Origin of the sequence: Cupriavidus campinensis (genome assembly GCF_905397395.1) — a bacterium.
GTDB classification, from domain to species: domain Bacteria; phylum Pseudomonadota; class Gammaproteobacteria; order Burkholderiales; family Burkholderiaceae; genus Cupriavidus; species Cupriavidus campinensis.
This window is the reverse complement of the sequence record NZ_CAJPVH010000009.1, coordinates 1-23,237: the sequence shown is the minus strand read 5'-3', so window position 1 is coordinate 23,237 and position 23,237 is coordinate 1. Positions and strand designations below refer to the sequence as shown.

General features: G+C 68.8%; 22 protein-coding genes. 14 read left to right on the top strand and 8 right to left on the bottom strand.

The annotated features are described in order from the left end of the window. Positions 1-57: 57 nt before the first annotated feature. Entirely contained in the window at positions 58-996 is a 939-nt protein-coding gene (locus KHO18_RS07990) for a LysR family transcriptional regulator (protein ID WP_144198572.1), read from the bottom strand. Positions 997-1,154: 158 nt separating this feature from the next. Between KHO18_RS07990 and KHO18_RS07985 the strand changes: the two genes are divergently transcribed. The 5 genes from KHO18_RS07985 to KHO18_RS07965 are packed head-to-tail and all read left to right on the top strand — an operon-like array spanning position 1,155 to position 5,989. Then, positions 1,155-2,129, top strand: a complete 975-nt coding sequence (locus KHO18_RS07985) for a Bug family tripartite tricarboxylate transporter substrate binding protein (protein WP_144198569.1) — start codon at positions 1,155-1,157, stop codon at positions 2,127-2,129. 17 nt (positions 2,130-2,146) lie between these two features. Beyond that, entirely contained in the window at positions 2,147-3,460 is a 1,314-nt protein-coding gene (locus KHO18_RS07980; protein ID WP_244844617.1) for a 3-isopropylmalate dehydratase large subunit, read from the top strand. Continuing rightward, positions 3,457-4,056, top strand: a complete 600-nt coding sequence (locus KHO18_RS07975) for a LeuD/DmdB family oxidoreductase small subunit (RefSeq protein ID WP_211942964.1) — start codon at positions 3,457-3,459, stop codon at positions 4,054-4,056. The genes KHO18_RS07980 and KHO18_RS07975 overlap by 4 nt, the downstream gene beginning before the upstream one ends. A 2-nt stretch (positions 4,057-4,058) precedes the next feature. After that, positions 4,059-5,261, top strand: coding sequence for a pyridoxal phosphate-dependent aminotransferase (locus KHO18_RS07970; RefSeq protein WP_211942963.1), 1,203 nt, complete (start codon positions 4,059-4,061; stop codon positions 5,259-5,261). 26 nt (positions 5,262-5,287) lie between these two features. Beyond that, positions 5,288-5,989: an RraA family protein gene (locus tag KHO18_RS07965; RefSeq protein ID WP_211942962.1), complete on the top strand. Its 702-nt coding sequence runs from the start codon at positions 5,288-5,290 to the stop codon at positions 5,987-5,989. Between the two features lie 36 nt (positions 5,990-6,025). On the opposite strand, the gene KHO18_RS07960 is transcribed toward KHO18_RS07965, so the two are convergent. The 7 genes from KHO18_RS07960 to KHO18_RS07930 all read right to left on the bottom strand — a co-directional run bounded on the left by KHO18_RS07960 (position 6,026) and on the right by KHO18_RS07930 (position 13,594). Then, on the bottom strand, positions 6,026-6,808 hold the full coding sequence (locus KHO18_RS07960; protein WP_144198557.1) for a heme ABC transporter ATP-binding protein: 783 nt from the start codon (positions 6,806-6,808) through the stop codon (positions 6,026-6,028). Position 6,809: 1 nt separating this feature from the next. Then, positions 6,810-7,799 (bottom strand): FecCD family ABC transporter permease, encoded by a 990-nt coding sequence (locus KHO18_RS07955; RefSeq protein WP_144198554.1) that lies wholly within the window; start codon positions 7,797-7,799, stop codon positions 6,810-6,812. Next, positions 7,799-8,641 carry a heme/hemin ABC transporter substrate-binding protein gene (locus KHO18_RS07950; RefSeq protein ID WP_211942961.1) on the bottom strand — a complete coding sequence of 281 codons (843 nt, stop codon included), beginning with the start codon at positions 8,639-8,641 and terminating at the stop codon, positions 7,799-7,801. Before KHO18_RS07950 ends, KHO18_RS07955 begins: the two co-directional genes overlap by 1 nt. Positions 8,642-8,669: 28 nt before the next feature. Continuing rightward, entirely contained in the window at positions 8,670-9,707 is a 1,038-nt protein-coding gene (locus KHO18_RS07945; RefSeq protein WP_211942960.1) for a hemin-degrading factor, read from the bottom strand. Positions 9,708-9,735: 28 nt separating this feature from the next. Continuing rightward, positions 9,736-11,055, bottom strand: a complete 1,320-nt coding sequence (locus tag KHO18_RS07940) for an HmuY family protein (RefSeq protein WP_144198546.1) — start codon at positions 11,053-11,055, stop codon at positions 9,736-9,738. Between the two features lie 31 nt (positions 11,056-11,086). Continuing rightward, positions 11,087-13,018, bottom strand: a complete 1,932-nt coding sequence (locus KHO18_RS07935) for a TonB-dependent receptor plug domain-containing protein (RefSeq protein WP_244844616.1) — start codon at positions 13,016-13,018, stop codon at positions 11,087-11,089. A 222-nt stretch (positions 13,019-13,240) separates the two neighbouring features. Beyond that, entirely contained in the window at positions 13,241-13,594 is a 354-nt protein-coding gene (locus tag KHO18_RS07930; RefSeq protein WP_211942959.1) for a hypothetical protein, read from the bottom strand. A 282-nt stretch (positions 13,595-13,876) separates the two neighbouring features. On the opposite strand from KHO18_RS07930, the gene KHO18_RS07925 reads away from it, so the two are divergent. From KHO18_RS07925 to KHO18_RS07885, 9 genes are all read left to right on the top strand, one after another. After that, entirely contained in the window at positions 13,877-15,502 is a 1,626-nt protein-coding gene (locus tag KHO18_RS07925) for a ShlB/FhaC/HecB family hemolysin secretion/activation protein (RefSeq protein WP_211942958.1), read from the top strand. Between the two features lie 39 nt (positions 15,503-15,541). Then, the gene (locus tag KHO18_RS07920) at positions 15,542-17,323 is read left to right on the top strand and encodes a DUF2341 domain-containing protein (RefSeq protein WP_211942957.1); all 1,782 of its coding nucleotides are present in this window, start codon (positions 15,542-15,544) and stop codon (positions 17,321-17,323) included. Between the two features lie 15 nt (positions 17,324-17,338). Further along, positions 17,339-17,749, top strand: a complete 411-nt coding sequence (locus KHO18_RS07915) for an ExbD/TolR family protein (protein ID WP_092295239.1) — start codon at positions 17,339-17,341, stop codon at positions 17,747-17,749. Positions 17,750-17,759: 10 nt separating this feature from the next. Next, positions 17,760-18,470 carry an energy transducer TonB gene (locus KHO18_RS07910; RefSeq protein WP_244844615.1) on the top strand — a complete coding sequence of 237 codons (711 nt, stop codon included), beginning with the start codon at positions 17,760-17,762 and terminating at the stop codon, positions 18,468-18,470. A 47-nt stretch (positions 18,471-18,517) separates the two neighbouring features. Further along, complete coding sequence (locus tag KHO18_RS07905; protein ID WP_211942956.1) at positions 18,518-20,356, top strand: putative porin; 1,839 nt, start codon at positions 18,518-18,520, stop codon at positions 20,354-20,356. A 10-nt stretch (positions 20,357-20,366) separates the two neighbouring features. Next, complete coding sequence (locus tag KHO18_RS07900; RefSeq protein ID WP_092295233.1) at positions 20,367-21,107, top strand: hypothetical protein; 741 nt, start codon at positions 20,367-20,369, stop codon at positions 21,105-21,107. A 37-nt stretch (positions 21,108-21,144) separates the two neighbouring features. Beyond that, complete coding sequence (locus KHO18_RS07895) at positions 21,145-21,672, top strand: YbjN domain-containing protein (RefSeq protein WP_144198526.1); 528 nt, start codon at positions 21,145-21,147, stop codon at positions 21,670-21,672. Between the two features lie 155 nt (positions 21,673-21,827). Further along, a complete protein-coding gene (locus KHO18_RS07890; protein ID WP_144198523.1) occupies positions 21,828-22,541 on the top strand; it encodes an STN domain-containing protein in 714 nt (237 codons plus the stop codon). A gap of 3 nt (positions 22,542-22,544) precedes the next feature. Then, on the top strand, positions 22,545-23,060 hold the full coding sequence (locus tag KHO18_RS07885; protein ID WP_144198520.1) for an RNA polymerase sigma factor: 516 nt from the start codon (positions 22,545-22,547) through the stop codon (positions 23,058-23,060). The last annotated feature ends 177 nt before the right edge of the window (positions 23,061-23,237 follow it).

Below are 23,237 nucleotides of genomic sequence, written 5' to 3'. Positions count from 1 at the left end.
ATGACCAATGAAAAATAAAGATCGATTGATCAGTCGTGGCGATATATCGCTTGCCGACTACCGTCTGGCCAGCAGCGTCACCCCCGGCGGCATGGGCATCTCGGTCAGCGTATCGGTCAGCAGGGCCAGCAGCCGTTGCGCGCTGGGCGCCAGCGAGCGCAGCGGCCGGGTGATGACACAAAGCTCGCGCGACAGGCGCGGGCCGTGCAGTTCGCGGAACACGAGTTCCGGAAACTCGTTGCGCTGATACGCCAGCGCCGGCAGCACCGAGTAGTAGTTGCCGCGCGCAAGCATGGCGAAGAGGTAGGTGGTGCTTTCCACCTCATCGTGCTCGCCCTGCAGCATGGACCAGTGGGCCGCGTGTGTGCGCAGGAAGTGGCCGATGCCAGTGTCCGCGCTGAAGCCGATATAGCCGCCCGTGGGCAGGTCGGTCCAGTGGATCGGGCGATCAAGGGTGGCCAGTGGCGAATCACGGTGGCAGACCGCGCCATAGCAGTCGCCTACCAGCGGCGTGTAGTCGAGTTCCTCCGCACCGCGATACTTGCTGTCGATGGCGAAGTCGACTTCCCCCTCGAGTACCAGGCGCTCGGTCTGTTGTGCGGCGGGGTTGCGCAGGGAGACGGTGATGCCCGGATACGCGTCGCGAAAGCGCGGCAGCGCCGGCACCAGGAACTGGCTGATGACGGACGACGCCGCGCCGATGCGGATATGGCCACGCTCGCCCTGGGCCAGCGCCACGAGGTCCGAGACGGCGCCGTCGATACCGTTGACGAGCCGCTCCGCCTCGGGCCGGAAGCGCTCCGCATGGCCGGTCAGCGTCACCCGGCGGGTGGTGCGGTCGAACAGCCGGAGGCCCAGCACCTCCTCCAGTTGCTGGATCGTCGCGGTCAATGCGGACTGGGTGATGTGCAGCCGCAACGCCGCGGCGGTGAACGAGCCGGTCTCGGCCACGGCCAGGAAACAGCGGAACTGCTTGAGGGTGACGTTGTGACGCATCAGGCGGGGGGGCGGCGGGCGATTTATCAGAATTTGGTAATAGTGGGCGCAAAAAAGTCGATTGTCCACGGTAATGGCCCTCTCTAGACTGTGTTCGCAACCACGGGGCTGCATACGTGGCCAAGCAAAACCCTACCCCCTCTGCCCAGGATCCCCCCATGAAGAACCTGTTTGGTCGCGCCGCAGTCCTGCTTGCCTGTTTGCCCACGCTGGCCCTTGCCGGGCCGGAAGATTCCTACCCCGACAAGGCGGTCCGCATTGTCGTGCCGTTCGCGGCCGGCGGCTCCACCGACGTGGTGGCGCGCATCCTCGCGGAGAAGCTGCAGGAGCAGTTCAAGCAGCCGTTCGTGGTGGACAACCGCGCCGGCGCCAGCGGCAATATCGGTGCCGAGCTGGTGGCCAAGTCTCCCGCTGACGGCTACACGCTGCTGATGGGGGCCACGGGCATCCTGTCGATCAACGACCACCTGTACGGCAAGCTCAACTACAACGCGGCCAAGGACTTCGTGCCCGTGAGCTACGCCACGCAGAACGCCAACATCCTGGTGGTGTCGCCGGGCATGCCGGCCACCAACGTGGCGGACCTCGTGCAACTGGCCAAGACGCGCCCCGGCGCGCTGAGCTTCGCGTCGTCCGGCCCCGGCAGCTCCACGCACCTGTCCGGCGAACTTTTCAAGTCGATGACCGGCGTGAGCATGCTGCACGTGCCCTACAAGGGCAGTTCGGCAGCGCTGACCGATCTGCTCGGCGGCAATGTCACGATGCTGTTCGACAACGCGCCGTCGTCCATCGGCTTCGTGCAGCAAGGCAAGCTCAAGGCGCTGGCCGTGACCAGCCGCAAGCGTCTGCCAGGCCTGCCCAATGTGCCCACGCTCGACGAGGCAGGCGTCAAGGGCTACGAATCGCTCTCGTGGAGTGGGGTGGTGGCGCCGGCCGCCACGCCGCGCGCGATCGTGCTCAAGCTCAACCGTGCGATCGATGCGATCCTGAAGTCCGATGACGTCAAGGCGAAGCTTCTGAACCTGGGCGTGGAACCGGTCGGCGGCACGCCCGAGGACTTCGGGCGCCTGATCCAGGCCGAGCACGACAAGTGGGGCAAGGTCATCAAGACCGCCCAGATCAAGCTCAACTGAGCCACGCCCTGATAGTCATGATGTCTCTCCAGCCGGCCGCTACGCGTGGCCAGACCCTTGCCGAGAAGCTGTTGTCGCGGGCCGCAGGCGAAGCGGTCTACGCCGACGACCTGGCGATTTGCGCGCCGCATGGCGCCATGGGCACGGATGGGTCGATCCCGATGGCGCTCGACTACTTCCGCGACATGCAGCCCGAGGGCAACCTGCCGCCGCCAGCCTTCCCGGAGCGGTTGGTATTCGCGCTGGACCACTACGGCGCCCCGTCGGGCGAACAGGCGCTGCGGCTGCAGGACCGGGCGCGCAGTTACGCCCGGGCGCACGGCCTGTGCGTGTTCGAGGTGGGGGAGGGCATCGGCCATCAACTGATGCTGGAACGCGGCCGCGTGCTGCCGGGCCAGCTGGTGGTCGGTGCCGATTCCCATGCGGTCAGCTATGGCGCGCTCAACGCGTTTGGCTCCGGTATCGGCTCGTCCGATCTCGCCGGCATCTTCCAGTGCGGACAGCTCTGGCTGAAGGTCCCCGGCACGCTGCGCATCTGGTTGACGGGCGCGCTGCCGGCCTACGCCTCGGCGAAGGATGTCGCCCTGACCATGGCCCGGCGCCTCGGCGTGGGCGGGGCCAACTATCTGGGGCTGGAATTCGCCGGCCCCGGCGTGGCGGCGCTCGATATGGACGACCGCATCGTGCTCGCCAATATGTCTGTGGAAATGGGCGCCAAGGCCGGGCTGTTTCCGTTCGACGAATGCACGGCGGACTGGCTTTCGGCCAACGCGTCCGTCAGCCCCGACCGCTACACGCCGGTCTCCGCCGATGCCGACGCCACCTATGTCGACACGCTGACCTTCGACCTGTCGGCGGTCGCGCCGCAGGTGGCGCTGCCGCATCGCGTGGACAACGTGGTCGATCTGGCCGACGCGGGCGACACCAGGATCGACATCGTCTACCTGGGTACCTGTACCGGTGGCCGCGTGAAGGACTACCGCGAGGCGCTGGCGGTGCTGCGCGCACGCGGCGGCGTGGCGCCCGGCGTGCGGCTGATCGTCACGCCGGCTTCCGAACCGGTGCGGGCCGAGATGGAGCGCAACGGCATGCTGGCCGAGTTCGTCGCCCTCGGCGCCGAACTGCAGCCGCCCGGGTGCGGCAGTTGCTGCGGCACCTGCGGCAGCATTCCCGGTGACGGCCAACGCGTGATCTCGACCGCCAACCGCAATTTCAAGGGGCGCATGGGCAATCGCCATGCGCAGATCTTCCTCGCCTCGCCGCTTGCATGCGCCACCGCCGCAGCGAGTGGCCATCTGGCGGACCCCCGAGACTCCGTCGTCACGTCATGAATTCGCCGTTACCCGCAGCCGATTCCCGTTCCCTTGTCATCGAAGGCCGCGCCCGCCGTCTGGGGGACGATATCAACACCGACTACATCATCGCCTCCAGCCGCAAGAAACACAGTGTCGATCCGCACATGCTGCGGCACTTCCTGCTGGAAGACCTCGACCCGGACTTCGCTGGCAGCGTCCGCGATGGCGACATCCTCGTCGCCGGGCACAACTTCGGCTGTGGCTCGGCCATGGAGGTGGCCGTCACCGTGGTGCTGGCTGCCGGCATTCGCGTGGTCGTGGCGAAGAGCTTTGCCCGCACCTACTGGCGCAATGCCGTGAATAACGGCCTGCTGCTGATTACCGCCGATACCGACGATACCGACGCCATTCCGGAAGGTGCGCCGCTCTCGCTGCGGCTTGCTGGCGCACAGGCCACGTTGCACGTCGGCGCTGAGGGCGCGCATGTGATTGCGTGCGAGCCTGTGCCCGATGTGGTCCTGACCATCCGCGAAGCTGGCGGCCTGGTGCCGTACTTGCGGCAGCACCGCCAGTTCCTCAAGCCATCCCGGCCGGGTTCCGTACCCGGTCCCATCACCCCCCAACCGCTCTGATCATGCCCCTCATTGCTGAACGCCTGAACCGCATCAAGCCGTCGCCCAGTTCCATGGCGGGCCAGCGCGCCCGGGAGTTGCGCGCCGCTGGCCGCGACATCATCGGACTGACTTCCGGCGAGCCTGACTTCGACACCCCGCAGAACATCTGCGAGGCCGCCACGCGCGCCATGTCGGCGTCGCAGACCAAGTACACCGACGTCGGCGGCACGCCCGAGTTGCGCGCGGCCATTGCCGACAAGTTCCGCCGCGACAACAGGCTCGACTACGCGCCCAACGAGCTGATCGTCGGCACGGGTGGCAAGCAGATCATCTTCAACGCCTTCATGTGCACCGTGCAGGCCGGCGATGAAGTCATCGTGCCGGCGCCGTACTGGGTCTCGTATCCGGATATCGTGCTGCTGGCCGAAGGCAAGCCGGTCTTCGTCAACTGCCTGCCCGAGAACGCGTTCAAGCTCACGCCCGCCCAGCTTGAGGCGGCCATCACGCCGCGCACACGCTGGCTGGTGCTGAATGCGCCGAACAACCCGAGCGGCGCCACCTATTCCTATGCGGAGCTGAAAGGGCTGGCGGAGGTCCTGCTGCGGCATCCGCACGTCTGGGTGATGACGGACGATATCTACGAGCACATCCTCTACGATGGCCGCGAGTTCGCGACGATTGCGCAGGTGGAGCCGGCGCTCAAGGAACGCACGCTGACCATCAACGGCGTATCGAAGGCCTACGCCATGACCGGGTGGCGCATTGGCTACGGCGGCGCGCCGGCGGCGCTGGTCAAGACGATGGTCAAGCTGCAGTCGCAAAGCACGTCGAATCCGTCATCGATCAGCCAGGCAGCAGCGCTGGAAGCACTGACCGGGCCGCAGGACTTCATTGCCGAACGCAGCCGGGTGTTCCAGTCGCGCCGGGACGCGGTGGTGACGGCGCTGAACAGCATGCCGGGCATCACCTGCCATGCGCCCGAAGGCGCGTTCTATGTGTTTCCCTCGTGCGCGGCCCTGCTGGGCAAGACCACGCCCGATGGCAAGCGGATCGAGACCGACGAGGATTTCGTGATGTACCTGCTGGATGCGCAGAATCTCGCGGTGTTGCAGGGCGGCGCCTATGGCGTGTCGCCGTTCTTCCGTATCTCGTTTGCCACGTCGATGCAGCGGCTCGAAGCCGGCCTGGCGCGCCTGCGTACGGCCTGCGAACAACTGCGCTGAATCACCGCTGACAAGGGAGTCCTGACATGACCGATACCACCCAACCGGTGCAGTGGCCGGCCGGCTATCGCATCAACCCGCGCGCCGAGGGGCCTGCGAAAGCCATCGTCGACGCGTTCCGCGAGATGCCCGTGGCGGCGATTGGCGATGCCATGAGCCGCAACGTCGGCACGTACGGCTTGCGGCAGTATCACGCGCGGCTGGAAACCGTGCTCTGCGGGCCGGCCGTGACCGTGCGCGTGCGGCCCGGTGACAACCTGATGATCCACAAGGCGCTGATGATGGTGCAGCCCGGCGACGTGCTTGTCATCGACGGCGGCGCCGACGTCACGCAGGCCCTCGTTGGCGGGCTGATGCGCACCACCTGCATGGCCAGGCAGCTCGGCGGGCTGGTGATCGACGGCGCCATCCGCGACCTGCTGGAGTGGGCCGAGGACGGCATGCCGATCTTTGCGAGGGGTCATACCCATCGCGGCCCGAGCAAGGATGGCCCGGGCGAGATCAACGTGCCGGTCTCGTGTGCGGGCATGGCCGTCCTGCCCGGCGACCTGATTGTCGGCGATGCCGATGGGGTGATTGCGGTGCCGGCGGCCGAAGCCGCCGATGTCCTGCGCCGCACGCGCCTGCACCTGGAGCGCGAGGCCGGGATTCGCGAAACGAACCGGCTCGGCACCGCGGACCCGGAACGGTTCGACGCGGTACTGCGCGAGAAGGGCCTGCCGATCTGACCGGCCCCCGGTTGCGGCCTCGGCTGTGCGCGGCGCTTAGCCGAACACCACCATCGGTGTGCCCGGATGCACCGGGGAGTCGATGACGGTGGCGTCCATGCCGTACACCGTGGCCAGATGGGCTGGCGACAGCACGTCCGCCGGTGCGCCCAGCGCAACGGTGCGGCCATCGGCCAGCAACAGCAGGCGGTCGCACCAGCGCGCGGCGAGGTTGACGTCGTGGAGCACCACCAGCACCGCGAGGCCATCGGTGCGGCTCAGCGTGCGCACGGCCTGGAGCAACAGCAACTGGTGGCGCGGGTCCAGGCTCGACGTAGGTTCGTCGAGGAACAGCACCCGGTACTCGTCAGCCGCCCGGCAGGCCAGCACCTGAACCAGCGTGCGGGCGAACTGCACGCGCTGCTGTTCGCCACCGGACAGGCTCTGGTAGGCGCGCGGCGCCAGCGCGCGCACGTCCGCAATCTCCAGCGTGCGGTCGATCAGCGTGGCGAGCGCGCGCGGCGCCAGTTCGGGGAACGGGTAGGCACCCATCGCCACCACGTCACGCGCGGGCAGGTCGAAGCCGAGCCCCGGCGATTGCGGCAGCACGGCGCGGCAGCGCGCCAGCGACGCCACCGACCACGCGGCCATCTCCCGCCCATTGAGCAACAGGCCCGGCTCCGGAGTCAGCTCGCCGGCCAGCGTGCCGAGCAGGGTGCTCTTGCCGGCGCCGTTGGCGCCCAGCACGCCCAGCACTTCCCCGGCGGGCAGGTCGATATCGATGGCGTCCAGCACGCGGCGGCGGCCACGGCTGCATTGCAGGTTGCGTGCAGTCAGCATGTCAGGCGCTCCGGCGCGTCAGCATCCACAACAGGAAGGGGCCGCCCACGAGGCTCGTGACGATGCCGATCGGCAACTCGGCAGGAATCACCACCGTGCGCGCCAGCCAGTCGGCCAGCGTGAGGGCAATCGCGCCACCAGCCAGCGTATTCGGCAGCAGCCATCGGTGATCGGCCCCCAGCGGCAGACGGATCAGGTGCGGCACCACCAGCCCGACGAAGGTGATGGTGCCGGTCACGGCGACGAGGGGGCCCACCAGCAGGGCGGTCAGCACGATCAGGCGCCGGCGCAGGCGTGCGAGGTCGAAGCCGAGGTGCTGCGCCTCGCGCTCGCCCAGCAGCAGCGCGTTCATCGCGCGCCAGTCACGCAACATCAACGCGCAGATCACCACTACCAGCGGTACCAGCCAGGCCAGCATGCTCCACGTGGCGCCGGCCAGACTGCCCATGTTCCAGAAGGTGAGGTTGCGCAGCTGCACATCGCTGGCCTGATAGGTGAAGAAGCCGACGATGCTGGCGCAGATGGCGTTGATGGCCACGCCCGCCAGCAGCAGGCTGGCCACGCCGGGCCGTAGCGTGCCCAGGCGATAGGCCAGCGCGGTGGCGATCAGGCTGCCGCCGAAAGCGGCCGGCGCGATGCCGAACAGCCCTTCCGCCCCCAGCACGATGGCCGCCACCGCACCGGCGGCGCCGCCCAGCGAAATGCCGATCAGGCCCGGCTCCGCCAGCGGGTTGCGGAACAGCGCCTGCATCACGGCGCCGGAGAGCGCCAGCGCGGCGCCCGCGGTGACCGCCAGCACGATGCGGGGCAGCCGCACCTCGATCAGCACATTGCGCCAGATGACGTCGTCACCGTCGGTGGCGCCGGACCACAGCAGCGGCAGCAGCCTGCCGTGCGGGATCGACAGCGCGCCGCTGGCGGACGCCCATAGCGCGGAGACCACCAGCACGGCGCAGAGGGCCGTGAATACGGCAAGCGGCGGACGCGGCATCAGCGTGCGGCGGCCACCGGGCGGGCCGCAAAGCCGGCCTGCAGCTGGCGCAGCGCGTCCGGCAGGCGCGGGCCGAAGCCGAGCAGCAGCAGGTCATCCATGACGATCACGCGCTTCTGGCGCGCGGCCGGTGTGGCGTTCAGGCCGGGCTGCGCCAGGAACTTGTCCACGCCGCCGCTGGCACTGACGGACATCGTTGTGGTGACGATGACATCGGGTTTGAGCGCGGCAGCCGCCTCGGCCGAGAAGGGTTTGTAGCCGGTCTGGCCGGCCAGCACATTGGTCGCGCCGGCCAGCGCCAGCATCGCGTCGGCGGCGGTCTCCTCGCCGGCGGCCTGCATCTTGCCGGTATGGCTGCTCACCATCAGCACGCGCAGACGCTGTGCCGGCGGCTTGAGCTCGCGCAGTTCGGCGTGCAGCCGATCGACCAGGGCGGTGCCCCGGGCCTGCATGTCCAGCGCGGCGGCCACGCCGAGGATGCGCTGGTCCAGTGCCGCCAGCGTGGGCGCGGAGGGCAGCACCACCACCTTGCTGCCCAGGCGCTGCAATTGCTCGAAGGCCTGCGGCGGGCCGCTCTGGTCGGACGCCAGCACGAGGTTCGGCTTCAGGCTGGCAACGCCCTCCACCGAGAACGTGCGGTAGTAGCCCACCTTGGGCAGCTTGAGCGCCTCGGGCGGGTAGATGCTCGACGAATCGGCGCCGACCAGCGTGCCGCCAGCGTCGAGCGCATAGACAATCTCGGTGATGGCGCCGCCCAGCCCGACCACGCGGGCCGGCGGCGCCGCGTGGGTCATGCCGGCTGCGCACAGCAGCGAAAGCAGCGCCAGGCGCAGCAAAGTCATGATGAAACCTCCTTCCTGAAAAGACGGCTTACGCCGCCAGCGCCGTCGGGCACAGGGACTGCAGCAGGGCGCGCCACGCCGGCAGCTCCGGCTTGCCGGGCTTGCGCTCGCCGAAGAACTGCACGATCAGCGCGCCGTCCGCGCCATACAGCTCGAGCGACGTGACCCAGCCATCGACCGTAGGCTTGTTGACCACCCAGCTTGACGTCACCGCGGTAGTGTTCAGGTGCAGGTTGAACGCCGGGTCCAGCACGTTGAACCACGGGCCGGTCCGGGCCAGCCGCTGCACCGGCCCGGTGTGGATCTGCACGATGCCGCGATTGGCGACAAAGCACATGATCGACAGCTCCGTCTCCGCCGCCCGTTGCAGCACCGTTTCCACCGCGCCGTCGGCCACCTGCTGCGCCAGGTCCTGGCCGGCGTTGCGCAGCGCACCGATGCGCGAGACCTTGTGCTGGCGCAGCATGCTGAAGAAGTCGTGCGTGTCTTTCAGGCCGCGCCAGTCGGTGCGCAGCGCTTCGGCGTCAGCGGGCTGGGCGGCTTCCGTGGACGCCGCGAACGGCGCCACCACCACGGGCGTCGCCGCCGGCAGGGCATGCCGGTCGATGTACGCCTGCCAGGCCGCCGCGTCGGTCTGGGCGGTGCGGTAGACCTTGTGCACCGCCTCGCCGGCCTTGTCGAAGAACTGGATGCTGTCCCGGCCGTTCTCGGTTACCGCGTAGAAGTACTGCCACGCGCTGAAGAACATGCGCAGGTCGATATCCGGCCCGAGCACGATGCCGACCGGGCCATTATCGGCCTGGATGTTCTCGTAGTGGCCATGCCGCTCGTGCACGGCGGCGTCGTTGCGGGACAGCGCCATGACCGACCCGAGGGAGCCGAGGTCGCGGAACACCGCCTGCGCGGTGCCGCCCAGCTGGCGCGAGGTCACGCCGCAGCCGGCGGCTACCAGTTCGGCCTCGGTCGCGCCAAGGCGGCTGGCGCGTTCGCGGATGCGCAGGTCGGGCGTGGCGGCCACCAGCGCGTCGTGGCGCTGGCGCAGGGCTTCAAAACTATCGTGTGCCATAGGGTTCGGGTTGTTTGGGGGTCGGGTATCAGGGCTGCACGTCGAAATTGATGGTCCACGTCTGCGCGCTGCTGTTGACGTTCGGATCGGCGTACTGGATCTTGGTCAGGTGGAAGCGGGCGTAGGTGGAGCCCTCGCCACCGCGCAGCATGACGGCGCCTTGCGGATTGGCGGCGATCAGGTGCGCCACCGCGGGCAGGCCATTCGCGGCCGACGCGGCAGCGGTCGGGAAGTAGGAGAGCCAGCCGTAGTTCAGCGCGTTCGGGTAGGTGCCGGTGTACTTCGGGTTCAGGGCCGAAGCGTTGGCGTCCTTGATCCACTGGTTGGCGGCCGTGGGCAGCGTCAGGTCCGGCGCGGTGAGGTCGGCCAGCGTGGCGGTGAGGTTCGAGGCATCGGTGAACTTCGACGCAACCGGCGCACCGGTGCCGTCATAGAAGCCCGCCGGCGTCTTGCCCAGGAAGCCCGCCACGGTGCCGCTGCCGGACTGGCCGCCATTCAGCTTCACGTTATAGCGGTTGAACGCGATATGCCACGTGCCGCTGGCCGTGCTGACGGCACCCGCCACCAGGTCGTAGTAGACCCAGTCCGCCGAGGCATTGACCTGGGCCGTGCGCACCACGCCCGGCGCGCTGCGGTCGATCCAGCGGAACGACGGATAGCCGGACGTGGTGCCGCCCGAGCCGCCGTAGTAGCCAGTGACCTGCAGCGCGAAGACCGGCGCTCCCACGGTGCCCGTGGTGTCGGCGCTGGCGCTGTTGCTGGTGATGATGAAGGTGCGATAGGTCGGGTAGAGCAGGTGGTCGGTGGCGCTGGCCACGCCGTACTCGAAGGCTGCCGAGCTGATCGCGTTGCTGTTCGCGAACACGCCGGCGGCGGAGTCCTTCAGGAACACGGCGGCAGGCAGCGTGCCGTTGACCGGATCGATGGTGGCGTTCTTCCAGGTGGACAGGTCGGCCCAGGTGTTGGCGAGGGGACTGCCGAACACGCCGCCGCCGCCCGTGCCGCTGGTGCCGCTATTGCTCCAGAGCGTGCCGGTGAGCCCGCTGCTGGTGACCTTCAGATCCCAGCCGGTGCCGGTGCAGCCGGCCACTTCGGCCTTGGTGTTGAAGTCGTAGCACAGCGACGTGCCGGCGGCCGGCAGCGTGAACGTCCATTCGGCCGTCTGCGTGAAGCTGGACGTGGACGGCGTGGTGGTCGGCGGGGTAACCGTGCCACCGCCGCTGGTGGGCGGCGTGGTGGCGGTGCCGCCATCGTCGCCACCGCCGCCGCAGGCGGCCAGCGTCGCGGCCAGCGCGATGAGACTGAGCGCGCCCAGCGCGCGACGGGTGATGGGTTGGGTGTGTTTCATGGTGGTTCGCTCCCCTGGTTGCTTGTTGGAATCAGCGGGCGACGTCGACGTTGAATCGCGCGCCCAGATAGACAAAGCGCCCCGCCACGGGCCCGAAATCACTGGCATTCGAAAAATCGCGCTGGCGGCCGAACAGGTTGTTCACGCCGGCGAAGACGGTGGCATTGCGGCCGATGCGCTGGTTGACGACCAGATCGAGCGTGCCCCAGCCTGGCGAGCGTGCGCCGGTGGTGGAATCCGACACCTCGCTGCTCTGGAAGCGCGCCCGTGCGGTGATTTCCGTGGAAGGCAGCACGCGCCAGTCGGCGCCAAGGCGGCCCATATGGCGCGGACGGCGGGTCAGCTGCGCGCCGGTGTCGAGGTCGTCCGCGTCGGTGTAGGTGTAGGCGGCGGTCAGGCCCAGCGCCCCGGTGGCGCGCCAGCGCAGCGAGGTTTCCGCGCCCTGCGTGCGCGCCCGCGCCACGTTGCGGTAGGTGTAGGTGGCAATGCCATTGACCACGGTGAAGTTGGCCATGTCGGTCTGGATCAGGTCCGAGACGCGGTTGTAGAACAGGTTGGCATCCACCGTCACGCGGTCGCGCCAGCTCAGCTGGCCGCCGAGCTGGAAGCTGTGCGACGACTCGGGCTTCAGGTCCGGGTTGCCCAGCACCATGTAGCCCAGCGAGCTGTGGTCGAACAGGTAGTGCCGCTCCTTGAGGTTCGGCACGCGATAGCCCTGGCCATAGTTGGCGCGCAGCACGCCCTTCCAGTCCTCGGTGGCGAGCAGGTTGCCGCGCACGCCCACCTTGGGCGCGAAATGGCTGCCGAAGTCCGAATCCTGCTGGCCGCGCAGGCCGACGATCATCTCCCAGGTCTCGCTGAACAGGATGTCGTTCTGGAAGTAGAGCTCGCCGGCGCGGCGCTCGGCATTCCCGGCCAGCTCGGAGGCGCCGTTGACGGTCTGGTCCAGCCGCTCGCGGTGGAAATCGGCGCCAAACTGCCAGAGTTGCGAGTACCACGCCGGCAGGTCGAACTGGGTCGATACATGGTCGGTGCGCTGCGAACTGTTGCGCGTGGCGGTCTGGAAGCTGTTGGAGTACTCGCGCGTGGTGGTGTCGTAGGTCTCGGCCACACCCGCCAGCCGGGCCCGCACGCCGTTGTCGAAGCGCCATTGGCCGCCATAGGTATAGCGGTTGCGGTCGATATCCTCGGTCTTGCGCTGCGGCACGTAGTTGGGCGGGGCGTAGTACTGGTAGCGCTGCTCGTCGGTTTCCCGATAGGCGCTGGCGTCGAACCAGAAGCTGCCGGCCTGCGTGGGCAGCCACTCCAGCCGGCCCGCGTACTGCTGGCGGCGCACGGCGTCGCCGTGGCGGGTCCAGCCATCGGGGTCCACTGCGAAGCCCTTGTTGTCCAGGGCGTCGGCGGAAAGCCGGCCACGGAACTGCCCGGTGCCGCCTTCCAGGCGCACGTTGCCGTGCAGCAGGCCGGGCGAGCCATCGGCGTTCTGGCCGCCGTAGCTGCCGCCATCGGCCGTCATCGCGCCCGAAAAGCCCTTGCGGATGGGGCGCGTGATGACGTTGATCACGCCGCCCATGGCCGAACTGCCGTATTGCGCCGAGCTGGCCCCCTTGACCACCTCCACCCGGTCCACCTCGGTCAGCAGGTACTGGGAGACATCCACCGTGGAGCCGGTGCTGGCCGTGATCGGCAGGCCGTCGATCAGCACCAGCACCTGGTCGCTGGTCATGCCCTGCAGCGTCACCTCGTAGCCGGATTTGCCGTGGATTTCCCGCAGTTGCAGGCCGGGCACGTTCTCCAGCGCGTCTTTCAGCGTGCGCGCATGCGTGCGCTCGATTTCCTGCCGATCCACCACCTCGGTACGGATGGGCGTCTCGTCGATCGGCTTCTCCGAACGGGTTCCGGTGACCACCACGGCTGGCAATTCCTGGCCATCGGCCGCCAGGGCAGGGGCCGTCGGCCACATGGAAAGCAGGGAACTGGTAACGAGCGCAATGCGTGTGAGGCGCATGGGTTGGGGGCATAAATACGAAAGAAAGTACGAATGATAATGATTCGTATTAATTTGTACAAGAAGATACGTTTGGAAACGTTTAGATACATTTAAGGGGATTCAGGCTGGGTGGAGATGGAGAGCGGCAGCGGGGCGGGCTGGCACAGGACCGCGCCGCCCCAGGCTCAAGAACCGTCAGGGCTGCCCGCGTGGCACCACCGGCGCAGCCGGCGGTGCGGGGGCTGGCCGCTGGGGATACACCGAGGTGCCGAAGGTGTTCCCCATGCGGTGGCTGGTGGCTGCGTGGTTATAGAGCCCCAGCTGGTTTGATGGCCGCTGCACGGTGGATTCGGACGACATTGCCGTCTCCCCCTTGGCGGCCGGGCCGCCGCGCGCAGGCTTCAGCTTCTCGGTCAGGCAGTCGTACGAGGGCGCGCGTTCCCCGTTCACCTCCACCTGCACGCACGGCGCCGCCCAGGCCGACGTCATGGGCGCCGCGCTGCCCGCCACGATGGCGGCCATCGCGCCCAGCCAGTTCCGCATTCCCATGTCGATCCCTCCGTCCGTTTCGGCGTTCCGGCGTTCCGGCGCTCTGCCTCGGCCGAGTATAGCCAGCCGTGCCGTGTGGCCACGCAGCATTTTTTTCTCGATGAAGCTTTTGTGACAAACGACAGTCGGCGGCCGTGCCGGCCGTCTAGGCAACCGAGCGCAACGCTGACATGAAGGCTTTCCATCATGTCTCCCGCTGCCGAATGCATCCGCATCACGGGCCTTGGTCGAGGCCGCGGGCGCGCCACGGCACCGAATCGAACAAGAGCAATTGAGTCAACAATGCATGACGTGAAGAAGAACGGCCCGCCTTCGAGCTGGAGTGCGGTGTGGCTGGCGGTCATTGGACTGGGAACCCCGGGTCTGGCAGGCGCGCAGCAGGCCGCAGTGGCTACGGCGGCTACGGCGGAGACGGCGCGGCGTGTCAACGTCAACGAGTACATCGTGCGCGGCAATACCGTGCTCGACGTCCGCTCGATCGAGCGGGCAGTCCGGCCGTTCCTGGGCCCGGACCGCACCATGCAGGACATCGAGGGCGCGCGCGACGCGCTCACGGCGGCCTACCAGGCCAAGGGCTACCAGTCGGTCTATGTCGAACTGCCCGAGCAGCAGGTCAGCGGCGGCATCGTGTTCCTGCAGGTCAGCGAGACGCGCGTGGGCCGCGTGCGCGTGGTGGGCACCGAGTACAACTCCCCGCGCGAGGTACGCGAGCAGGTGCCGGCGCTGAAGGAAGGCGCAGTGCCCGACTTCACGCAGGTACAGGCGGAGCTGACCGCCGTGAATCGCGGCGCGAAGCGCCAGGTGGCGCCGCTGGTCCGGCAGGGCAGCCTGCCCGGCACGATGGATGTCGACCTGAAGGTGGACGACAGCAGCCCGTGGCGCGCCAGCGTCGGCCTGAATAACGACTACAGCCCCGATACCGAGGCCCTGCGCGCCACCGCCTCGCTGGGGCACGACAACCTCTGGCAGCTCGGCCACAGCGCCTCGCTGAGCGTCTTCGGCGCGCCGCAGGACATGAACCAGACCAAGGTGTTCTCGGGCTCCTACGTGGCGCCGTTCCGGGGCACGAACTGGAGCGTGGAAGCCTCGGGCTACAAGTCGGACAGCAATGTCGCCACGGTGGGCGGCACCAGCGTGCTCGGCAAGGGCCACTCGGTCGGGGTCAAGGGCACCTACACCGTGCCGGACACCGGCGCGTGGTGGCATGCGCTGAGCCTTGGCGTGGACTTCAAGGACAACCAGGAAACCACCCGCCTCGGCAGCGCCAGCGACAACGTGCCGCTCAAGTACGCGCCCATCACGCTGTCCTATTCGGGCTTTACCCAGAGCGAGCGCGGCCAGTACGGCCTGAACATCGCGCTGGTATCCGGCACGCGCAGCTTCCTCGGCTACGGCAGCAACTGGGAACAGTTCGACTACAAGCGCTACAAGGCGTCGCCGAGCTTCACCGTGCTCAAGGCCGACACCACCGGCAGCTACAGCTTCCCCGGCAACACCCAGCTCGCGTGGCGGCTGGCCGGGCAGATCACCGATTCCCCGCTGGTATCGAGCGAGCAGATCGCGGCCGGCGGCATGAACTCGGTGCGCGGCTACCTCTCGGCCGAAGCCACCGGCGACTACGGCGTGGTCGGCTCGCTCGAACTGCGCGCGCCGCCGCTGCCGTTTTTCCCCACCGTGGTCGAGGACTGGCGCGTGTACGCCTTCGTCGATGGCGGCCAGCTGCGGCTGCGCGAACCGCTGCCCGAGCAGGAAAGCACCTTCTCGCTGGCCTCGGTGGGCCTGGGCACCAGCTTCCGCCTCGGCCAGCAGGTCACGGGCCGCCTGGACCTGGGCTTCCCGCTCAAGGCTGGCCCCCGCACGGAACGCTTCGATCCACGCCTGAATTTCAGCGTCACCGCGAGCTACTGAGCGCGGGCGCCCCTCATATATCTACGGAGAATCCTTGTCATGCGACGCATCGTTTTGCTTCTGCTCGCGCTAGCGAGCACCCTGCTGCCGGGCCTGGCGCACGCCTGGTGGCAGCCCGACTGGGCCTATCGCAAGCCGGTCACGATCGATGCCGGCCCGCAGGGCGGTGCCATTGGCGGCGATGCCGGCCGCACGCCGGTACTGCTGCGCCTGCATACCGGCAACTTCAGCTTCGAGGGCGTCAGCGAGAGCGGTGCCGACCTGCGCTTCGTCGCCGGTGACGACAAGACCGTGCTGAACCATCAGATCGAACAGTTCGACCCGTTGCTGGGCATCGCGCTGGTCTGGGTGGATGTGCCGGCCGTCTCGGCGGGCAGTCCGCAGCAGATCTGGATGTACTACGGCAACCCCAAGGCGCCCGCATCGGGCAACGGCCAGCGCAGTTTCGACCCCGACTACACGCTGGTCTATCACTTCGCCGAGGCCAACGTGCCGGCGCGCGACTCCACCGCCTACGGCAACAACAGCCAGACCGCCGTGGTGACCAAGGACGGCACCATCATCGGGCGCGGCGCGCAGCTTGGCGCTGCACCGCTGATGCTGCCCGCCTCGCCGTCGCTGGCGTTGCAGGCCGGCGCGGCGTTCACGTTCTCGGCGTGGGTACGCCCGGACCAGCTCGGCGCGCAGCAGGTGATCTATGCCCGCCGCGATGGCGCCAGCGAACTGGTGATCGGCATCGACCAGGGCGTGCCGTTCGTACAGGTCAACGGCCAGCGCAGCCGCCCGGGCCAGCCGGTGCAGGCCGGGCAGTGGTCGCACCTGGCGGTCAGTGCGGATGGCAAGGCGGTCACGCTGTACGTGGGCGGCCGCTCGGCTGCGACGCTGCCGCTGGCGCTGCCGGCGCTGAACACGCCCGCCGCCATCGGCGCGCCGTTGGCGGGGGCTACCGCCGAGGCCGGTGGCACGCCGTTCGCCGGCGCCATCGACGAACTGCGTTTGTCGAAGATCGCGCGCCCGGCGCCGCTGCTGCTGGCGGATGCCGTGTCGCAAGGCGCCGAATCGCGCCTGACGGCATACGGACCCGATGAGCAGCAGGCCGGCAAGAGCCATTTCGGCTTCATCCTTGCGGCCATGCCGCTGGACGCCTGGATCGTGGTGGCGCTGCTGGGCCTGATGATGGCCGCCTCGTGGGCCATCATGATCACCAAGGGCCGCAGCTACGGCGCCAACGCGCGCGCCAACGCCGCCTTCATGGCGCATTTCCGCGATACCTCCGCGGCCTCGCTGGACCACCTCGCCAAGACTGGCCGCGTGCCGGCGGAGGTGAAGGCGTACTCGTCGCTGTGGCGCCTGTACGAGGTGGCCACCGAGGAGCTGCATCGCCGCCACCAGATGGGCTACGACCTCAACGCGGTGTCGGATGCCACCATCAGCGCGATCCGCGCGGCGATGGACGGCGTGATGGTGCGCGAGAACGAGCGCATGGCGCAACGCATGAACTGGCTCTCCACCACTATCGAGGGCGCCCCCTACGTGGGCCTGTTCGGTACGGTCATCGGCATCATGCTGGTGTTCGTGGTGGCGGCCATGGCCGGCGCCGTGGACATCAACTCGGTGGCACCGGGCATGGCCGCGGCGCTGCTGTGTACCGCCGCCGGCCTCGGTGTCGCCATCCCTGCGCTGTTCGGCTACAACTGGCTGGCCTCGCGCTCGGACGCCATCGGCGCCGACATGGCGGTGTTCGTGGACGAGTTCGCCACGCGCCTGGCCGAAGAGCAGGGCGAGGGCCGCCGCGTGCCCGCCGCGCTGCACAGCGCCTGACGGGGTACCGAGACCATGGCACACGCAGCCAAGTTCGGCACCAAGAAGCGCACCGGCGGCATCAACATCACGCCGTTCGTGGATGTGCTGCTGGTGGTGCTGGTGATCTTCATCCTCACCAGTAACGCCAGCATCCCTGGCATCAAGGTGGACCTGCCGAAGGCCAGCGCCTCGGTAGCGCTGGAGAAGCCCAAGACCAAGGCCATCACCATCGACAACGCCGGCCAGGTGTTCCTGGACGCCTACCCGGTGTCGCTGCCGGAACTGGAGGAGCGCCTGCGCACCGAGAAGGCGCTGACGCCGGATTTCCCGGTGATCGTGCGCGGCGATGCCGCCGTGCAATACGCGAAGGTGGTGGAGGTACTCGACCTGCTGCGGCGGATCGAGCTCAACCAGATTGGCCTCGTCACCGGCAAGCCGGCGTAAGGGAGACAGCGTGAACCGTCGCGATCCCCCGCCTGATATCCGCGCGCGCTTTGCGGTGCTGTGGCGCCGCTGGGGCGGGCACCTGATTGGCGCGCTGGCGTTCGTGGTGCTTGTGGCCGTGGTCTGGCACCTGCTGTCCGGCACGGCCAGCACCAGGCGCGAGGTAGCCGCCACGCCCACGCTGGTGCTGCCCCCGCCGCCGCCTCCGCCGCCCGAGCCCGAGAAGCTGCCCGAGCCGGAGCCGGAGAAGGTCAAGCCGGAGGTGCGCGAGCCCGAGCCCAAGCCGATGGAACCGCTCGATCCGCCCAAGGACGACAGCCCGCCCAGTCCCTCCAAGGATCTGGGCGACCCGGTCACCATCGACGGCGCCGCGCAGGCCGGCACCGATGCGTTCGGCATCGGCGCGGGGCGCGGCGGCGGCATGACCGGCGGCGGTGGCGGGCTCGGCAGCCGCTCCTATGCGTCGTGGCTGTCCAACGCGCTGCAGCAGGCGTTCGCCCGTGATGCGCGCACCCGCCAGCTGGCGTTCGACGATATCCGCATCGACCTCTGGCTCGATGCGGACGGCACCGTCACGCGCGTGCAGCTCACGCAAGGCACCGGCAACGCGAGGACTGACGAAGCGGTGCTCGCCATGGTGCGCGAATTCCGTGCCGACGAACGCCCGCCGGCCACGCTGCGCTCGCCGCTGCGCATGTCGATCAAGGGGCGCCGGCCATGACGATGCCGCGTGCCCCCCATTCCCAACACATCATGCAGAACACACCGATGAATCCCTCCGCCATCCACCCGCGCACCCGGTGCACCCCGCACATCACGCGCGCTCCACGCACCCGGCGCCGCGCGCAGGCGCTTGCCCTGGCCGTCGCGCTGCTGGCCGCGGGTGGCGGCGCCCGCGCCCAGACCGCCGCCGCGCCGGGAGACAGCACCATGGTCAAGCTGATCCGTGGCCTGATCGAGAGCGGCGCGCTGCGCAAGGACGCCGGCGAGGCCCTGCTGGCGCAGGCCCAGACCGAGGCGATGGCCGCACAGCAGACCCAGCGGCAGCTGGCGACCATGCAGGCGTCCAGTGGTACGGGTGCCGGTGCCGCTGCGGCCACGGGCGTTGCCGCCGGGGCCGTGACCGCCGCCGCGCTGCAACCGGGCGACGTGCGCGTGCCGTACATCCCGGAAACCGTGCGGGACGAGATCCGCGACGAGGTGAAGGTCCAGGTGATGGCCCAGGCCAAGGCCGAAGGCTGGGCCGCGCCCAACGAGATGCCGGAGTGGACCCAGCGCATCCATGTCGAGGGCGATGTGCGCCTGCGCAACGAATCGCGCTTCTATTCCGCCAACAACAGCAATATCGAGATCGACTGGGCCGCCATCAACTCGGGCAGCGGCTTCGACGTCAACCCGAACACCAACCTGGCGCTGCCGCCGCTGCTCAACACGCGCCAGAACCGCACGCTCCAGTGGAAGGCCCGTGCGCGGCTCGGCGTGCTGGCCGATGTGTCCGAGAGCGTGAAGGCCGGCGTGCGCCTGGCCACCGGCAACGACAACAGCCCGGTCTCCACCAACCAGACGCTCGGCGGTGGGCTGGCCAAGAAGGACGTCTGGCTCGACCAGGGCTGGCTGTCGTACCAGCCGTTCGAGTGGGTCAAGATCACCGGCGGCCGCTTCGGCAACCCGTTCGTGTCGTCTGACACGCTGTTCTCGAACGACCTGAACTTCGACGGCATCGCCGCGCAGTTCGACAAGGCGCTACCCAACCGCGACGTCTCGCTGTTCGGCTCGCTCGGCCTGATCCCGCTCGAATACTCGTCGGACGGCTTCCCGGGCAACAGCCAGGACAAGATGGGCAGCGAGAACAAGTGGCTGCTGGGCGCGCAGATCGGCGCGAGCTGGAAGGTGAACGACGACAATCGCCTGCGCGGCGCGCTGGCCTACTACGACTTCCACAACGTCAGCGGCCGCGTCTCCGACCCGTGCGCGCTCTACGCGGGCGCCACCAGCTGCAGCACCGACTGGAGCCGCCCGGCCTTCATGCAGAAGGGCAACACGCTGATGCTGCTGCGCAATATCGCGCTCAACCCGCTTGACCCGGCCAATACGCCGCAGCCGCAGTACGTGGGCCTGGCCTCGCAATTCCAGCTGCTCGACGTCAACCTGCGCTGGGACACCAAGGTGGCCGGCAAGTACATGCTCCGCCTGGACGGCAACTACATCCGCAACCTGGCCTACGACCCGGACGAGATGTTCGCGCGCGCCAACGGCGGCATCGTGAACAACTTCGGCGCCAGCGGCGGCACCAGCCGCGCGGACTTCAAGAGTGGCGGCAACGCCTACATGTTCCAGGCCACCTTCGGCAAGCCCACGCCTTCGGCACGCGGCGACTGGAACGTGCTGGCTGGCTACAAGCGCATCGAGCCGGACGCCATGCCGGACGGCTACAACGACTCTACCTTCCACATGGGCGGCACCAATGCGCGCGGCTACTACCTGGGCGGCTCCTACGCGTTCGACAAGAACGCCTGGCTGACCGGCCGCTGGATCTCGACCAAGGAAGTGTTCGGGCCGCCGCTGTCGATCGACACGCTGCAGCTTGAAGTCAACGCCCGTTTCTAAGGAGGACACCGTGTCCCATCCGTTCCTCCCCGGCATTGCCCTGGCCGCCACGCTGCTGGTGGCCGGCGCCGCCGCCGACGCCGCCCATGCCCAGCAGGCCCCGGCCGGCCAGAGCATGGAAGAGCGCCTGCGCAACCAGCTCCGCAACACCACCGCGCAGCTCCAGCAGGCGCAGAACGAACTGGCGGTGCTCAAGGCCGGCGCCGGCAGCCAGCCCGCCGCCAAGGCCGGCGCGGCGTCGGCCGATGTCGAGGCCCTGAAGAAGGAGCTGGAGGCTGCGCGCGCGCAACTGGCCGGCGAGCGCCAGTCGCGCGAGGCGCTACGCCAGAGCCAGCAGCAGGGCCAGGCGCTGGCGGAAAAGGCTGGCGCGCAGATTGCCCAGTATCGCGGGGCGTACGACGAACTGCTCAGGATGGCGCGCGGACTGGACGCCGAGCGCCAGCGCCTGGCCGCCGAAACCACCGCGCAGAAGACCGCGCTGACCCAGTGCGAAGCCAAGAACGCGCAGCTGTACGCGGTGGGCCAGGAGGTGCTGCAGGCCTACGAGACCGTCGACCTCGGCACGGTGCTGAGCGCGCGCCAGCCCTTCGCCGCGCAGAGCCGCGTGCGCTACGAGCAGATTGCGCAGCAGTTTGGCGACAAGCTCTACGAAGGGCAGTTCTCCGCCGCCGCGGCAGCGCAGGCTGCGCCGGCGGCTCCATCGGCCCAGTCAGCGAGCCAGCCGGACGCCGCGCCGCAAAAGACGCACTAACCCCTCTTCCACGTATTTCAGATCTCAGGACAAGTCCATGACCACCATCGCCACCATCGCCACGCCGTTCGACACCGTCGCGCAAACCACCGAACAACCCACGCTCCTGCAGGCCATCACGCCCGATCAGGTAGCGGACGCCATCAAGGCGGCCGGCTGCGCCGTCACCGTCATCGAGCAGGAGGGCGTGCCGCGCCTGCACAGCGCCAGCCACGGCGTCGGCTTCCAGGTGCTGTGGGGCAATGCCGCCGCGCCGGGCGAGTATGTGGATTTCACGCTGAGCTGCCCGCTGCGCGTGCAGGGCGGCACGCTGCCCGAGGGCGTGGTGGCCGAGTGGCACCGCAGCCGGCGCTTCGCGCGGGTGGCGCAGCATGGCGAGTTCGTGGTGCTGGAGATGGATGTGATGGTCTCCGGCGGCGTTGCGCCCGCCTATGTCGGCGTGGCGATGCAGCTGTGGGTGCAGATGATGGGGCAGTTCTTCCTGCATCTGCGCAACTTCCAGGCCGCCGGGACGGAATCGGCGGGGCTGGCCGCTGATGAAGTCACCGACGCCGTTGCCGGCTGAAACTTGCCACGCCCCTCTCCCGGAGGGGGGCGGGCAGTGCACCGCCTTGCAGTCACGGTTACGTCACACAGGAGTCCTACGATGCGGACCGGCTCAAGGCGCCCGCATGCAGCGCCGTCGGGCATTCCTCAACGGACGACTCATCTTGGATCGTGATGGCAAGGCTGGTCGCATCGCCCAGTGCGCGCGCGCTGGTGGGTTACCTGACGCTGCTCGTGCTCTGCATGGCCTGCCAGAAGCTCCGCGCCCAGCAGGCCACGCCGGACGGCATGGCCGAGATCGCCTTCGACCTGCCGGCCCAGCCCTTGAAACAGGCGCTGGCGCAGTACGACAGGCTGACCAGCCTGTCCGTCTTCTTCCCCTCCGAACTCGCGGAGGGCCGCAGCTCGGCGCCGGTTCACGGGCGCTATCGCCCCGAGGACGCGCTGCGCAGGCTGGTGGAGGGCACGGGACTGGCCGTGCAGGCCGCCGCGTCCGATGCCTTCGTGCTGATCCCCACACCCCGCCCGCCGGATGCGCCCGCGCCAGAGGCCACCGCCAGCCGGCAGCGCCAGGTCGACGGCGCGGTGCAGGCGCGCATCTACCGGGCGCTGTGCGCGCGGCCGTCGCTGGCGTTCGGGGAATACCGGCTGGCGCTGCGGGTGCATGTCGATGCGTCCGGCCATGTTCGCCACGTGCGGCTGCTGGACACCACCGGCGACAAGGCACGCGATGCAGCCATCGTTGAGACCCTCGAACAGGTCGATGTGGGCCTGTCGCCGACCGATCCGTCGCGGCCCTTCGTGCTGCTGGTCCATCCCGTGCACTGCGACGCGCGGGCGGCGCAGGCCGGCGCGTGCCGCCCCGCGTGCGAACGGCAGGCGGGCTGAGCCATGAGCGATTCCACCCGCGCCACCCTGCGCGATCTCCTCGCGCTGCGCTACGAAGACCTCAAGCGGCGCCTGACGTGGCGGCTCGGCTCGTCCGAGCTGGCCAGCGACGCGCTGCACGACACCTGGGTCCATCTGGAAGACCGCAGCGAGGAGAGCGGCCCGGTCAAGAGCCCGGCCGCCTACCTGATGCGGATGGCGACCAACCTCGCGCTGGACCGGCTCCAGCGCGACCGCCGCTATATGAGCGCGGACGAGGTGGACACGCTGATGCTCGAGATCGCCGATCCCGCCCCGGGGCCGGCGCAGACCGTGGCCGCGCGCGACGAGGTGGAGGCGCTGGCGCGGCTGATCGACAGCATGCCGCCCCGGCGGCGGGCGATCTTCCTCGCGGTACGCGTGGAGGAGCGTTCCAACCAGGAGGTGGCGGTGCGCTTCGGCGTATCCACGCGGCTGGTCGGCCTGGAACTGAAACGCGCCCATGAGTACTGCATGGCGCACATGCCGAAGCATGAGTGAAGAAATCGTGCCGATCCGCGTCCGCCCAACCGTCTTGTCTGTAAGCCTGCTTGCCGGGCGCTACCCGAGGATGGCTCGTCTGACGCCATGATCCCAACCATGAATGCTCCGGTCCCCCCGCCGCGCGAACTGGATCCCGTCGAGCGGCAGGCGCTCGCCTGGGTGCGCCGTGTCGCG

Bases quoted from the DNA above. Each gene is read 5' to 3' on its own strand.
- KHO18_RS07945 (WP_211942960.1), bottom strand. From the start codon at position 9,707: ATGGCACACGATAGTTTTGAAGCCCTGCGCCAGCGCCACGACGCGCTG.
- KHO18_RS07965 (WP_211942962.1), top strand. From the start codon at position 5,288: ATGACCGATACCACCCAACCGGTGCAGTGGCCGGCCGGCTATCGCATC.
- KHO18_RS07935 (WP_244844616.1), bottom strand. From the start codon at position 13,018: ATGTGGCCGACGGCCCCTGCCCTGGCGGCCGATGGCCAGGAATTGCCA.
- KHO18_RS07915 (WP_092295239.1), top strand. From the start codon at position 17,339: ATGGCACACGCAGCCAAGTTCGGCACCAAGAAGCGCACCGGCGGCATC.
- KHO18_RS07955 (WP_144198554.1), bottom strand. From the start codon at position 7,799: ATGCCGCGTCCGCCGCTTGCCGTATTCACGGCCCTCTGCGCCGTGCTG.
- KHO18_RS07950 (WP_211942961.1), bottom strand. From the start codon at position 8,641: ATGACTTTGCTGCGCCTGGCGCTGCTTTCGCTGCTGTGCGCAGCCGGC.
- KHO18_RS07990 (WP_144198572.1), bottom strand. From the start codon at position 996: ATGCGTCACAACGTCACCCTCAAGCAGTTCCGCTGTTTCCTGGCCGTG.
- KHO18_RS07920 (WP_211942957.1), top strand. From the start codon at position 15,542: ATGCGACGCATCGTTTTGCTTCTGCTCGCGCTAGCGAGCACCCTGCTG.
- KHO18_RS07930 (WP_211942959.1), bottom strand. From the start codon at position 13,594: ATGGGAATGCGGAACTGGCTGGGCGCGATGGCCGCCATCGTGGCGGGC.
- KHO18_RS07885 (WP_144198520.1), top strand. From the start codon at position 22,545: ATGAGCGATTCCACCCGCGCCACCCTGCGCGATCTCCTCGCGCTGCGC.
- KHO18_RS07970 (WP_211942963.1), top strand. From the start codon at position 4,059: ATGCCCCTCATTGCTGAACGCCTGAACCGCATCAAGCCGTCGCCCAGT.
- KHO18_RS07905 (WP_211942956.1), top strand. From the start codon at position 18,518: ATGAATCCCTCCGCCATCCACCCGCGCACCCGGTGCACCCCGCACATC.
- KHO18_RS07980 (WP_244844617.1), top strand. From the start codon at position 2,147: ATGATGTCTCTCCAGCCGGCCGCTACGCGTGGCCAGACCCTTGCCGAG.
- KHO18_RS07985 (WP_144198569.1), top strand. From the start codon at position 1,155: ATGAAGAACCTGTTTGGTCGCGCCGCAGTCCTGCTTGCCTGTTTGCCC.
- KHO18_RS07975 (WP_211942964.1), top strand. From the start codon at position 3,457: ATGAATTCGCCGTTACCCGCAGCCGATTCCCGTTCCCTTGTCATCGAA.
- KHO18_RS07890 (WP_144198523.1), top strand. From the start codon at position 21,828: ATGGCAAGGCTGGTCGCATCGCCCAGTGCGCGCGCGCTGGTGGGTTAC.
- KHO18_RS07940 (WP_144198546.1), bottom strand. From the start codon at position 11,055: ATGAAACACACCCAACCCATCACCCGTCGCGCGCTGGGCGCGCTCAGT.
- KHO18_RS07895 (WP_144198526.1), top strand. From the start codon at position 21,145: ATGACCACCATCGCCACCATCGCCACGCCGTTCGACACCGTCGCGCAA.
- KHO18_RS07925 (WP_211942958.1), top strand. From the start codon at position 13,877: ATGCATGACGTGAAGAAGAACGGCCCGCCTTCGAGCTGGAGTGCGGTG.
- KHO18_RS07960 (WP_144198557.1), bottom strand. From the start codon at position 6,808: ATGCTGACTGCACGCAACCTGCAATGCAGCCGTGGCCGCCGCCGCGTG.